This window comes from Staphylococcus nepalensis (assembly GCF_002442935.1).
Lineage (GTDB): Bacteria > Bacillota > Bacilli > Staphylococcales > Staphylococcaceae > Staphylococcus > Staphylococcus nepalensis.
In genome coordinates this window covers 2,867,307-2,880,978 of sequence record NZ_CP017466.1, presented here as the reverse complement: position 1 = coordinate 2,880,978, position 13,672 = coordinate 2,867,307, and the positions used below count along the sequence as shown (strand labels likewise).

Genomic DNA, 13,672 nt, shown 5'->3' with positions numbered 1-13,672 from the left:
GCAGAGATATTGATCGCTTTGTCTCTTGATTATTGAATGAGAAGGAAGGCTTATTTCTTGTAAACAACTTGCCCATTACAGATTGTCATTTCGATAAGCGAATTATTTAATGTTGTATGCGTATCTAATGGATTTTGATTTAATACAACAAAATCGGCAACTTTTCCAGCTTTAATCGTGCCTTCACTTTGTTCTGTATGGTTTAATTTAGCAGCGTCTGCTGTCATTTTTTTAAAAGCTTCATCACGTGTTAAACGTTGGTGTTCTCCTAGAGTGTCGCCATCTTTAGTTTTTCTATCTACAGCAATTTGAATAGACTCTAAAGGAGATATTGGTGTCACAGGGGCATCTGTATGAAGCGTAAAAGTCATACCGCTATCTTCTGCCCATTTCACAGGGTTTAAATTTTGTGCCTTATCATTACCTAAAAATACATCTCGATGTAAGTCTCCAAAATAATAAACATGATTAATAAAGAATGATCCGCCAATATGGTGTTTTACCATTTCTTGTATGTCTGATTTTGAAATAGTTTGTAAATGTTCGATTCTGTTACATAATGGATTAGTTTTAAATTCTGCTGTTTTTTTATACGCTTCAATAACCGCTGAAGCTGCGGCATCACCATTAGCGTGTGTAACAATATTATAACCTAACTGCTGGAAGTGTTTGAACTTTTCAATCATATGGTGTTGTTTCAATAAAGGTTTTGGTGGTTCAGTGCCATCTAAGTAGGCTCCTCTAATAGAAGCAGTTTGTAATTGTATTGAACCATCATTGAAAAATTTCACGCCGCCAAGATGACTCATATGATTACTATAGGTTTGAAAATCGCGTTCAATCGTATCAGCGTGAACGTCTTGAAACTTAGGGTGATGTTCTAGTAATTGATGGGTTATCATCCAACGTGTGCGTATGCGTTGTGGTTGTTTTAAAAAAGTTAATACGCCCTCATAGTCTGTTTCGCCTTTGTTACCAATTAATAAATCAGAAGTGTTCGTGATACCACTTTTAACATAATCATCAACGGCTAAGTTCATTCGGTGCGCAATATCTTCAGGTGTGGGTTCTGGCAGAACTGACATTAATTTTTCTGTAGCAGGCATTTCGATTAATACACCGTTAACTTTACCTTCATTATCACGCTCATAATAACCGCCTTCAGGATTGTCATCTGTAAAACCAATACCCATGAGTTCAAGGGCTTTTGTATTTGCAGTTGCCATATGTCCTGAATAATGCATAACAGCAATTGCGGTATCCGTAGATATTTGATCTAAATCATAGCGGTTTGGATGTCGTTGTTCAGCTAGATCTTTCTCGTTGTAACCATAACCAATCAACCAACCGTCATGAGTTAAATGCTCTTTTTGTGTTTTAAAAGTAGCAATGATATCATCCATATTTTTAATATTAGAATCAGCACAATTGACCATTAATTTGGTCATTCCATAAGCGGTTGGATGACTATGCGTATCGATAAATCCAGGTATAATATATTGGCCATTTAAATCAATTGCATCTGGGTTTTTAACCTTTTCGTCTTGAGTAATAATATCTGTGATGATGCCGTTATTGATTATAAGTGTGCCTAAATAAGGTGTGTTTGTGTCCATATCTAAAATCATAGCGTTAATTATTTTTGAGATTTGCATATTTAATTCCTCCTAGAAGACGATTCATTTTCAATCAGTATTTTAGTCTTCTAAAAATTAATTATCAATCATAATCACTCCTAATAAAAATTATATTTATAATTTAAGTGATATAACCTTATAAATAGAAGCGCTAATAAGTTAAATATTATGTTATTTAATAATAAAAATAAAAGTTACAAATTAATGAATATTGAATGTGAAGTTTCTGTGAAATCAACATAAAATTCATTGTAAGAGAGCTCACTTAGTACAATAATGTGGATGACGAAATAATTAGGAGGGGTTTTATGTTAACTCAAGAAGAGGTACAAATAATTAGAGAAACTGTACCATTATTAAAAGATAAAGGGCAGACGATTACATCAACTTTCTATAAAAGATTATTCGAACAACACCCTGAATTAAAAAATGTATTCAATCAAACGAACCAAAAAAGAGGGCTACAATCTTCTGCTTTAGCAATGGCAGTGTTAGCAGCAGCTGAAAATATTGAAGATTTATCACCTATCGTCCCTGCAATCATGCCAGTTGTATACAAACATTGCGCATTGCAAGTAAAAGCAGAACACTATCCAATTGTAGGAGAAAATTTAATATGGGCCATCCAACAAGAAACTGGTTTAAATGAAGATGATCCAATTATTCAAACTTGGGTTAAAGCGTACGGAGCAATTGCAGATGCGTTTATCGGTTTAGAAAAAGATGTATACAGTAAAATGGCTTGGGATGGTTTTAAACCATTCACTGTAACAAATATTACTGAAGAAACTGACATGATTAAATCTTTCACAGTAACATCAGATGAAATTGACTTAAGTCAGTTTATACCAGGTCAATATATTACAGTTGATATATCTAGTGAAAAATTACCGTACAGAGCTAAAAGACATTACTCTATTGTTGATGGAGATAAAGATTTCTTAACATTCGGTGTACGTAGAGACGTTACAGAAGAGCATGAAGGCGAAGTATCCACAGTGTTACATGATGAAGTTAACGTAGGGGATACATTGCTGCTATCTGCGCCTGTAGGTGGATTTGGTTTAGCAAATAAAGCTAATAAACAATTATTCTTAGGCTCTGGCGTTGGTGTTACACCACTCGTTTCAATGTATCAAGAAGCGGTTGATGCTGATTTAACTGCAACATTCCTTCAATCAACATCTAATGCTCAGAATGTAGCTTTTGAAGAAAAATTAGAAGACATTACGGCTAAATCTTCAATAGCACAATTTGATAAACACTTCCGCGACCAAGACGGCTTTATAGATGCAGAACAATTAAAACAATATCTTGATGGCGAAACGGAAGTTTACGTATGTGGTGGTAACTCGTTCCTAAAAGCAATGATTACGGAATTACAAAAATTAGAAGTGCCAATGGATAACATTCATTTCGAAACATTTATTCCAAGACTAAGCTTCTCAGTATAATTTACAAACACCCGAGCATTTGCAAAATATTGATTTTATAAGCAAAATATCTCAGCTATTAGCTGACTACCCAAAACGAGGAAATAAAATAAAAAACACGTCCGTTGATTTCATACTAAAATGAATTTATACGGAGGTGTTTTTTTATGGAAAAAATTACTTGTTTTTAGAAAGTAAAAATAGAGTAATGATTGATCACGAAAATATAAAAAATAGTACTCAAATGAACAATTAAAAATAGAGGTGAAAAGAAAATATGCAGAATTAGATATTTTAACCGTATATTTAAGATTTCACTCTATCCATCAAAATTTTAAGTGTTTCTAATTTTGTAAACATTATAATGATTGCGTTTTCAAACATTATAATGTTATAATCTTTTCGCGAGGTGAGATAGTGTGAAAAGCACAGGAATAATAAAAAATATCTCCACAATAAATGAAGAGCGTATCGATATTTTTCTTGAAGAGGGTGTAATTAAAAGTATTGGAGAGCATCATACATTAGAGGGGCCTATCCTTTTTGATGGTTCAAGTTCTTATTTATCGACGGGTTGGATTGATTTACATGTACACGCATTTTCGGATTTCAGTCCATATGGAGATGAGATTGATGAGATCGGAGTGAAACAAGGCGTTACCACAATTGTCGACGCTGGAAGCTGTGGTGCAGATAGAATCGATGAATTATATAATCGTGCATTAAATAGTGAAACAAATGTATTTTCATTTTTAAACATATCAAAAATAGGGCTCGAGAGAATTGATGAGCTATCTAATTTAACTTGGATAGACCAGCAACAATGTATTACAGCGGCGCATCAATATAAAGATATGGTCATTGGTTTGAAATCACGAATAAGCAGTAGCGTTGTGAAAGGTAACGGCACGATACCCTTGGAAAAAGCTGTGGAAATCAGTGAACAGTTGAAATTACCTATTATGACCCACATTGGTTCTGCCCCGCCAAAAATCCAAGAGGTAATACCTTTATTGCGAAAGGGAGATGTAATCACACATTTCTTAAATGGTAAAGATAATAATCTGTTTGATAATAATGGCGAACCGTTGAAAGTATTAACAGAAGCGGTCAACCGAGGGGTTAATTTAGATGTTGGTCATGGTAATGCCAGTTTTTCATTTGAGGTAGCAAAGCAAGCACGAAATGCTAATATACATTTTGATACGATAAGTACGGATATTTATAAAAAAAATAGAGTAGAAGGACCAGTATTTAGTTTAGCTAATGTATTATCAAAATTTTTATATCTAGGATATACACTAAAAGAAATTATTTACGCAGTAACGCAAAAACCCGCGGCAATTATTAACAAACCTACATTGGCAGAACTGAGAGAGGGTGGTATAGCGAATCTGACTATATTTGACGTGGTTGAAGAAGAGCAAATGTTTACTGATTCGTCTAAACAAACGGTTAAAAGTAACCAAATAATTAAAGAAAGAGGCGTAGTAGCAAATGGAAAATTCATTAAATTATAAATATGGTTTGAAACGTGTTGTTAATGCAAGTGGGAGAATGAGCATTCTTGGCGTTTCATCACCAACAGATTCAGTAATGGACGCGATGAAATTTGGCGGACAAAATTACGTAGAGATGGCAGATTTGGTTGATAAATCTGGCGCATATATTGCGAATAAGATTAATGCAGAAGATGCTGTGGTTGTAAACTCTGCGTCAAGCGGCATAGCATTATCAATTGCTGGTGTCATCACAGGGGGCAACGAACGTAAAAGTCAAAGATTGCATAACGATAAAATTGATAAAAATGAAGTGATTTTATTTAAAGGGCATAATGTTCAATATGGTGCCCCTATAGAGACAATGATTTATTTAGGCGGGGGTTCAGTAGTTGAAGTAGGGTACGCAAATGAAGGGAAAAATAAACATATAAAAGAAGCAATTAATGAAAATACAGCAGCTATTCTTTATGTAAAATCGCATCATGCAGTTCAAAAAAACATGGCATCTGTAGAAGAGGTATATGAAGTGGCACAAAGACATCATATTCCGCTTATTGTAGATGCAGCTGCAGAAGAAGATTTGAAAAAATATACACAATGCTCAGACATAGCTATTTTCAGTGGCTCAAAAGCAATACAAGGTCCTACAACTGGTATCGTTGCAGGTAAAAATTCACTCATTGAAGCTACGAAAGTGCAATTACACTTTATAGGAAGAAGTATGAAAGTGGGTAAAGAATCAACTTTTGGGTTATTACAAGCTTTAGATGAATATTTTGAGAAAGTGGACAATTCTAAAAATGAAAAACAGGAACTACAAAAATTAGAAGCGCTTAATGACTATCAAGGCATTAAGCTAGAAGTCGTTCAAGATGAAGCAGGCAGAGAGATATATAGAACACGTGTATATGTGGATCCATCAATTTTAAATTTGAATGCAGAATCATTTGCTAAGAAACTAAAATCTGCTGACATAGCTATTTACACACGAGATTATGGTGTTAAACAAGGGTTCTTTGATATAGATCCTAGACCGTTAAAACGCGGTGAAATGGAGATAATATATAAAACGATTGTACAGATAGTGGAAGGTGAAATTTAATGAAAATATTAGACAGATTTTATAAAGATAGCGTAGCGCTCAATGTATTAGCCAAAGGGGAACGAAATATTAAAGATGTATATCAAGCAGCAAATAAAAATGTAGTTATTGGCGTATTATCAAAAGATTATGACACTGTCAAAGACGCGGTAACTAGTATGAGTGATTTTGGTTCACACGTTGATGATGCAATATCGATTGGATTAGGTGCTGGTGATAATAGACAAGCAAAAGTTGTATCAGATATTGCAAAAGATTACCAAGGTTCACACATTAATCAAGTATTTACAAGTGTAGGACAAACAACAGCTAACACGCACGACACATCTTGGGTTAACGCTTTAGTATCACCTACAGGTAGAGTAGGTTATGTCAATGTTTCCACAGGTCCAATAAGTAGCGAAGATTCTGAAAAAGCAGTTATACCAATAAAAGCTGCTATTAATTTAATTAAAGACATGGGCGGAGATGCTATTAAATTCTTCCCAATGAGCGGTTTAGATACAGTCGAAGAATATAAAGCCGTAGCTCAGGCATGTGGAGATATGAATTTTGGATTAGAGCCTACAGGCGGTATTACCAAGGAAAATTTCGAAGAAATTCTAAAAATTGCTTTAGATTATCATGTGCCAAAAATTATACCGCATGTCTATTCTTCTATTATTGATAAAGAGACGGGTTTAACTCGTATTGAAGATGTAGAATGGTTAACTTATAAAATGAAACAATTAGTTGATCAATATGAATAAACATATTGCAGCATATGGAGAAATAATGATGCGTTTGGAAGTGCCTGATAATCTCTTGTTAAGACAAGCAGAAGATTTGAAATATTCGTTTACTGGTACGGGAGTCAATGTTGCTGGGTTGTTAGCACAATTTGGATATACTTCTAGTTTAATTAGCGCTGTACCAGATAATTCAATTGGTTCATCTGCTATTGGTGCAATACGTAGGTTAGGGATTCAAAGTAATTTAGTAATCAAAAACGATAATAATTTAGGTATGTACTTTTTAGAAAAAGGGTTTGGTAATCGTCCAAGTAATGTGACGTACACCAATAGGCAACAAAGTAGTTTTAATATTACCGGTATTTCAAAATTTGACTTGTTACAATCACTCGAAGACATTGATGTTTTACATATATGTGGCATCACGTTAGCTATGAATCAGTTAACACGAGATAATGTTTTAAAACTAGTGAAATTAGCAAAGGAACAAAATATTAAAGTAGTTTTTGATTGTAATTTTAGACCTTCGTTATGGGGAGAAAATGGTAATCAACGTGCTAAACCATATTATGAAACTATTTTATCAGAAGCAGACATCGTTATAATGAGTGAAAAAGATGCTATTCAAACTTTAGGATTATCAACGAATAAAGAGACAAAAGAAGGACAATTAGAAGCACTCCTCCCTCTAGTGGCCAAAAAATATGGAATTAATAAAATCGGGGGGACGATTCGAACTGTACAAGGGAGCAACCATAACGTCATTAAAGGATATTTATATGATAATGGGGCTATGTATTATTCTAAAGCGTTTGATGTGGATATCTTAGACAGAATTGGTACTGGAGATGCCTATACTTGTGGGATCATTCACGGAGAACTTTCAAATATGGATCCGCAAGACACGGTGACATTTTCAACTGCTTCTTGTGTGTTAGCGCATACAATTTCTGGAGATACACCTTTGTTTGATACTGATGATATAATAAAAGTTATAAATAATGAAAAAAATGATATTGAGAGGTAATTGATTTATGACGAAATTATCATCAGAAAAAGGGCCATTATATTTACAAATAAAACAAATTATTGAAGACAGAATTATCCATGGGATATATACAGTTGGAAATTATATACCGACAGAAATAGAGTTCGAAAAAGAGTTTAATGTGAGTAAAGTGACTGTAAGATCTGCAATTAAAGAATTGGTAAACTTAGGCTACTTGGAAAAGAAAAGCGGTAAAGGAACCACAGTAATTAATCATAAACAGAGGAACAACATCACAAACAATAAAAATTTCACAGAAAAACTTGTAGAACAAGGCAATAAAATACAGAAAATTATTAAAGATATTACGGTAGTTGTACACGAAGAAAATAGTCAATTATTTCAAATGTTTGGTGTGAAATCCTACAAGATAACAAGAGTCTATCTATTAAATGATCAGCCATATATACTATTCAATCATTATTTACCATATCCATTGAATCATTTAACTAATTATGATGAATTAAAGCAGAACAATGATTTATCGATATATAAAATTTTAGAAGAAGAGAAGATGGAAATCCAAAATATTGAAGATAATTTCTCTGTTGGGTTTGATGAAGAAGCTTCAATACAATTAAACCTTAATGTGTCAGAACCTTTGCTCATTAGAGAGAGAGAAACTTACGCAGTATCAGGTGAAGTTATCGAGTATAGTATTGGTTACTATAATAGTAAGTTGAAAAAATATACAATCAGTTTAAAAGATTGATGTGAAACTTTTGTAACTTGTTGGTAGCGCTAACATTAATGGGGGGACAGGGATGGATTCTAACATTTATTTATTAATCATTACGCTACTTTCAATTGTTATTGTCATACTAGGGGTTGCTTGGTGGAAATGGCATGCATTTATCAGTTTAACCGTTGCTGGTTTATTTTTAGCAATCATGGCAGGCTTATCACCTGAAAAAATTGTAACAGCCTATGAAACAGGTGTGGGAGACGTATTAGGACATTTAGTCGGCATTTTAGCTTTAGGAACCATATTAGGTAAATTGATGTCTGATTCAGGTGCAGGCATGCAAATTTCAGATTATCTAGTGAAGTCATTAGGTTATAAAAAATTACCATGGGCAATGATGTTATCAGGTTTTATCATTGGTATACCAGTGTTTTTTGAAGTGGGTATTGTTATTTTATTACCACTTGTTATTTCAATTCATAAAACTACAAAAGCAAACATATTACTTATAGCAATCCCATTATTAGCGGGCTTATCAATTGTTCATGGTATTGTGCCGCCTCATCCTGGGGCAATGACTGCAATCGGTATTTACGATGCAAATTTAGGAAAGGTATTACTTTATTCACTTATTATTGCTTTACCTACTGCGATTATTGCAGGGCCGATTTTTGGTAAGTTTATTAGTAAACGTTTAATACCAGAAAATTCACCAGACATTATTAAAGTAGATAATAAAACGAATGCATTACCAAGTGTAGCGATATCATTTTTAGTTATTGTGTTACCTGTATTGCTAATGTTGTTATCTATAATTACTCCATATTTAGGAGATATACCGAGTTTATTGAAAAATACTTTGTTATTTATAGGTAGCCCAGTTATAGCTTTATTAATTTCATGCTTTGTCGCTTTTTATTTGTTAGGTTTTAAACAAGGTATGTCAAAAAATGTAATTAAAGATTTAGTAGAAGAATGTATTTTACCATTAGGATCTATTATTTTAATTATTGGAGCTGGCGGAGGGTTTAAAGAAATACTTATTGAAACAGGCGTTGGTGACACGATTGCACAAATGACTGAAAACCTTTCGCTCTCGCCATTATTATTAGCATTTTTAGTTGCAGGTTTGATACGTGTTGCTACAGGGTCTGCAACAGTTGCATTAACTACAGCTGCGGGTATTGTATCCCCAATCATACAGCATATGTCAGGGATAAATTTAGAATTATTAGTTATAGCTACAGGGGCAGGATCATTAATGCTGTCTCATGTTAACGATGCTGGATTTTGGATGGTTAAAGAGTATTTAGGTCTGAATGTTAAAGAAACATTCAAAACTTGGACAGTAATGGAAACATTGCTAGCGTTTATTGCTTTTAGCTTTGCTTTTATCATTAATTCGTTAATATAAGCGAGTTAAATATAAAGCTATTATATAAAAGAATTCTATTGAAGATGTTGAACTTTTAAAATAGCAAGTTAATAAAACACTATTTACTAGGCTACTAATTTCCTGAATTTTATAGGAGATAAGTAGCCCAGTTTTTGTTGGACGCTAACTTTATTATAATTTGCAACAATATCTATTAATGTATTATTGATTTTTACTATACTTCTACGAACTGAATCCGTTAGCTTAATAAGTAGACCTTTTTAATGTACTTTATTATAAAAGAAATTTATGTTTTTGATTTCTTTATAGGTTGGATTTTTAAATAGGTTCCACAACGCCACAACCACTCTAATGGACCAAATAAAAAATAATGCATCCATATCAATGAGAAAGTAATCTGAAATAAAGTGACTGCTACATATAATAAAAGCATGCCATAAGTATGGACGGTATAATTTGAAAGAATCGGTGTTAAAATAACAACACCTATGATTGTTTGGCCTAAGTAATTCGTGAATGCCATTTTCCCATACGGAATCAATATAGAAAGGCATTTTTGTACTGGTTTAATTTGGTATAGTAATAAAATTGAAAATATATAAAATAAACCGATAATAGGGCCACTGTTTTGATTAAAGCTATGCAGTAATTCGTTATTTTGAATGAATAATGCAAGTGCCCATATAAGGAGGGTAAGTGTTAAAAACAGTAACCAATATTTTTTTAATTTAGGCAATAAACTTTTATTCGTAAAAATACCGATATAGTAAAGTGCTTGCCCTAATAACATATGTCCTAATGTTGAGAGCATGACCATTAATAAAACAAATGAATTAAGCAAATTAGGAATGTGGATACCTTTGATTTCTATAAATTTAATTAATATGGGTAAAAAATTTCCAAATGTAACCAATAAAACGCCACAACTCAGTTTTATTTTATTTGGCACGTTTTGAAAAAGTAGTAAAAGCACCCCCATGACTGCATATAGTTTAAGAATATCGCCATCCCATAATAAGGAACTTAATGCGCCAACAATAAATAAAAGAACCATTCGACGTATATGTACCCAAAGGGTTAACCCTTTTGTTTGTAAATTATTTATAAAAATAGAAGTACTGACACCAAACAAAAAAGCAAATATAAAATGAAATTTATTTAAACTGAACATTTCTATATAATTAATAACTTTACTATCAAATATGTTAATCTCTATACTTTTTGTATTAGAGGGTTCAAAAAAGTGAATATTAATTAATAGAATACCTATAATAGCTATACCACGTATAACGTCAATGAGGTTAATTCTTGTTAGCGAAGCTGTACCTTTTTGTACGCTCATTTTATCCCTCTTTTCCAATAATATAAAGCACATTATACAAGGGGGGATAAAAAATGAAAATCGAATTTGTCTTACGATTTTGTCACATTAATAATTAGTACGTGTTATGACGTTTTCGTTGTTATTGTAAGTTTGGAGTTTATTCTAATTAAACCCCACGTAATATTTTCATCAAATTTAGTTATACTATCTCTTAAAAAATTAATACATTGTCACGATCAAAATATTTTTATGTGACTTGTGTTTTTCAATTACTTTATAATATTTATCAATTGATTTTGAATAGTATTTATAAACACCATCAGAATATTGTTCAACTTTCTTAGCATCTGTTTGCATAAATGCTTTTGGGGATAAAATATTATTTGATTTATTAATAATTTTTTTAATGGTTCTATCTTCCTCTAATATATACTTTGTTTGAGTTTTTTTTGTCATCATAGGTATCTTGATTCTGCCTACTGTTTAAAGTAAAGTTTCCATAAACCACATTGTTTTGTATCTTAGATCATTCTGTTTTATCAGGTAGGTTTTCTATTTTAGTATCTGAGTCACCGACTTTTTCTTCTTGCTTTTCTGAATGCTGATTATGTTCTTTTTGCTCATTTTCTTGGTTGCCACATGAAGCTAATAACAACAAAATCAATAAAATAGGTGGATAAGTCTGTCTCATACATGACGTCCTTAATTAAATAGTCATATTATAATAAAACGATTTATTCTGCAGTTTCTCCGCCATCGACGGGGAGGTTAATCCCTGTAATAAAAGAAGATTGTTCAGAACATAACCACACTGCGGCATTTGCTTGTTCATTCGGTACGCCCATACGGCCCATTGGAATAGCAGATTCAAAAGCTTTCGCTTGTTCTTCTGCTTCTTGACTCCAATTTTCTACAGCTGCTGTTTTTGTCATACCAGGACAAATTGAGTTAATGCGTATGTTTTGTTTGCCAAATTCTAATGCCGCACTTTTAGTTAACCCATTAACGCCGTGTTTAGCAGAAATATAAGGCGTTAAACCAGGTGTTCCAACTAAACCACCTGTAGATGCCGTATTAACAATTGCGCCTCCACCAGATTCAAGCATAGCTGGTATCTCATATTTCAAACATAAAAATGTACCAGTTAAAGTAACATCTATTACACGCTGCCAACGGTCTGTGTCAATCTCTGTTAATGAAGCCGTTGGAGCGCCGATGCCTGCGTTATTATGCGCCCAATCCAATCGACCAAATTGTTTAACAGTTTGGTCAATTAAATTTTTAACGTCCTTTTCTTCGGCTACATTACACTTAATAAATTGTGCTTCTCCACCTTCGTCTTGAATGAGTCTTACAGTTTCATATCCTGACTCTTCAGAAATATCTGATACGACAACTTTCGCGCCTGCTTTTGCAAAGGCGATAGCACTTGCTCTACCAATGCCATTACCTGCTGCGGTTACAATACCAACTTTATTTTTCATTATTTATCACGCTTTCTTTATATGATTAATATAATTTAATACTACCACCGTCTACCATTACGGTTTGTCCAGTAATATATTGAGCATCTTTACTTCCTAGAAATACAGCGACCGGTCCAATGTCTTTTTCAACGTCTCCAAATTTTTGTAGAGGAATGCCTTGGACAACTTGATTATAATATTCTGGGTTATCTTTTCTCCATTGATCAACACCTTCAGAATAAGCAATAGGTGAAATCACATTAGCATTGATACCAAACGCTCCGAATTCATTTGCAATCACCCGAGTTATACCACGAATAGCTTCTTTCGCAACAACATAGGCACCTTGATTTTTATCTCCCTTAACAGCTGCGCCAGAACCAAAGTTTATAATGTTTCCTTGAGTTTCTTTTAAATAAGGAATTACCATTTGGCATAAATAAAACGTCGCATAAAACCCCGTATTAAATGACAAATTCAAATCATCTTCCGTAATATTTAAAAAACTATTCATACGAGATGCATGAGCGTTATTAACTAATATGTCAATTTGTCCATAAGTCTGTATAGTACGGTCCACACAAGCTTGTAATGATGCTTTATTACTTAAATCTGTTTTGATAAAGAAAGTATCATAACCTTGGTTGTTTAATTCTTGGCTCAATGCCTGTCCTTTTTCTTCAGCAATGTCAGCAATAACAACTTTCGCATTTTCTTTAACGTAGGCTCTTACAATCCCTGAACCAATGCCTCCTGCGCCACCTGTTACGATAGCAATTTTATTATCTAGTCTAGCCATTTAAATCACCTTTCTTTTTAGAATTCCAATATCCTTCTTTAACAAGTTTTTCTTTATTTTTAAAAGCCAAAATAATCGCAATGATATTAACCACAAATAGTAAAATAATGATAATAAGGCCCGTGGTATAGCTTCCTGAAATATCATATATAAAACCATAAGCTGGTAAAGCGACAATAGATGCAAGGGCTAAGCCAATTGATGAGGTGGAATAAATTTGACTATAGTCTTTACTTCCAAATAATGACGAAGCCATCGCTGGTGCTATTGTTCCAATCGATGAAGTAAACATTCCAAATAAGAATAAAGCAACAGCTACTACCACAATAAAATCAGGCATAGCAATCAATAAAATAGTGGCGATTAGCCCTAGTATCATAGCCAATAAACCCACTTTTTTTGCGCCAATCTTGTCTGTGAGATAACCAAATACGAGTGAACCGACAAAAACACCCACCATCAGTGCAGACATCATTGCGCCAGCAATACTAACTTTTTGTCCATGATTAACAAGATAAGTAGGGACGTGCATTGTAAAGCTTGATATAG

General features: G+C 33.2%; 14 protein-coding genes. 7 read left to right on the top strand and 7 right to left on the bottom strand.

What is annotated here, in order from left to right; translation table 11 throughout:
* Positions 1 to 50: 50 nt before the first annotated feature.
* Positions 51 to 1,655, bottom strand: coding sequence for an amidohydrolase (locus BJG89_RS13820; RefSeq protein WP_096811138.1), 1,605 nt, complete (start codon positions 1,653 to 1,655; stop codon positions 51 to 53).
* A gap of 290 nt (positions 1,656 to 1,945) precedes the next feature.
* Here BJG89_RS13820 and BJG89_RS13815 point away from each other — a divergent pair, with 290 nt between their 5' ends.
* The 7 genes from BJG89_RS13815 (at position 1,946) to BJG89_RS13785 (ending at position 9,552) form a co-directional block, all read left to right on the top strand.
* Positions 1,946 to 3,091, top strand: a complete 1,146-nt coding sequence (locus tag BJG89_RS13815; protein WP_096811137.1) for a globin domain-containing protein — start codon at positions 1,946 to 1,948, stop codon at positions 3,089 to 3,091.
* 398 nt (positions 3,092 to 3,489) lie between these two features.
* A complete protein-coding gene (locus tag BJG89_RS13810) occupies positions 3,490 to 4,590 on the top strand; it encodes an amidohydrolase/deacetylase family metallohydrolase (protein ID WP_096811136.1) in 1,101 nt (366 codons plus the stop codon).
* The gene (locus BJG89_RS13805) at positions 4,568 to 5,674 is read left to right on the top strand and encodes a DgaE family pyridoxal phosphate-dependent ammonia lyase (RefSeq protein ID WP_096811135.1); all 1,107 of its coding nucleotides are present in this window, start codon (positions 4,568 to 4,570) and stop codon (positions 5,672 to 5,674) included. Before BJG89_RS13810 ends, BJG89_RS13805 begins: the two co-directional genes overlap by 23 nt.
* Complete coding sequence (dagF, locus tag BJG89_RS13800) at positions 5,674 to 6,423, top strand: 2-dehydro-3-deoxy-phosphogluconate aldolase (protein WP_096811134.1); 750 nt, start codon at positions 5,674 to 5,676, stop codon at positions 6,421 to 6,423. The genes BJG89_RS13805 and dagF overlap by 1 nt, the downstream gene beginning before the upstream one ends.
* Positions 6,416 to 7,432 carry a sugar kinase gene (locus BJG89_RS13795; protein ID WP_096811248.1) on the top strand — a complete coding sequence of 339 codons (1,017 nt, stop codon included), beginning with the start codon at positions 6,416 to 6,418 and terminating at the stop codon, positions 7,430 to 7,432. The genes dagF and BJG89_RS13795 overlap by 8 nt, the downstream gene beginning before the upstream one ends.
* A 7-nt stretch (positions 7,433 to 7,439) precedes the next feature.
* Positions 7,440 to 8,165: a GntR family transcriptional regulator gene (locus tag BJG89_RS13790; RefSeq protein ID WP_096811133.1), complete on the top strand. Its 726-nt coding sequence runs from the start codon at positions 7,440 to 7,442 to the stop codon at positions 8,163 to 8,165.
* A 52-nt stretch (positions 8,166 to 8,217) separates the two neighbouring features.
* Positions 8,218 to 9,552 carry a GntT/GntP/DsdX family permease gene (locus BJG89_RS13785; protein ID WP_096811132.1) on the top strand — a complete coding sequence of 445 codons (1,335 nt, stop codon included), beginning with the start codon at positions 8,218 to 8,220 and terminating at the stop codon, positions 9,550 to 9,552.
* 268 nt (positions 9,553 to 9,820) lie between these two features.
* Here BJG89_RS13785 and BJG89_RS13780 read toward each other — a convergent pair whose 3' ends face one another.
* From BJG89_RS13780 to BJG89_RS15010, 6 genes are all read right to left on the bottom strand, one after another.
* On the bottom strand, positions 9,821 to 10,876 hold the full coding sequence (locus BJG89_RS13780; RefSeq protein ID WP_157772561.1) for a DUF418 domain-containing protein: 1,056 nt from the start codon (positions 10,874 to 10,876) through the stop codon (positions 9,821 to 9,823).
* A 201-nt stretch (positions 10,877 to 11,077) separates the two neighbouring features.
* Positions 11,078 to 11,317: a hypothetical protein gene (locus tag BJG89_RS13775; protein ID WP_157774149.1), complete on the bottom strand. Its 240-nt coding sequence runs from the start codon at positions 11,315 to 11,317 to the stop codon at positions 11,078 to 11,080.
* Between the two features lie 67 nt (positions 11,318 to 11,384).
* Entirely contained in the window at positions 11,385 to 11,549 is a 165-nt protein-coding gene (locus tag BJG89_RS14520; RefSeq protein WP_157772560.1) for a hypothetical protein, read from the bottom strand.
* 43 nt (positions 11,550 to 11,592) lie between these two features.
* Positions 11,593 to 12,342, bottom strand: coding sequence for a glucose 1-dehydrogenase (locus BJG89_RS13770; protein ID WP_096811129.1), 750 nt, complete (start codon positions 12,340 to 12,342; stop codon positions 11,593 to 11,595).
* A gap of 25 nt (positions 12,343 to 12,367) precedes the next feature.
* Positions 12,368 to 13,123: an SDR family NAD(P)-dependent oxidoreductase gene (locus BJG89_RS13765; protein ID WP_096811128.1), complete on the bottom strand. Its 756-nt coding sequence runs from the start codon at positions 13,121 to 13,123 to the stop codon at positions 12,368 to 12,370.
* Complete coding sequence (locus BJG89_RS15010) at positions 13,116 to 13,655, bottom strand: MFS transporter (protein WP_325051517.1); 540 nt, start codon at positions 13,653 to 13,655, stop codon at positions 13,116 to 13,118. The genes BJG89_RS13765 and BJG89_RS15010 overlap by 8 nt, the downstream gene beginning before the upstream one ends.
* Positions 13,656 to 13,672: the final 17 nt, after the last annotated feature.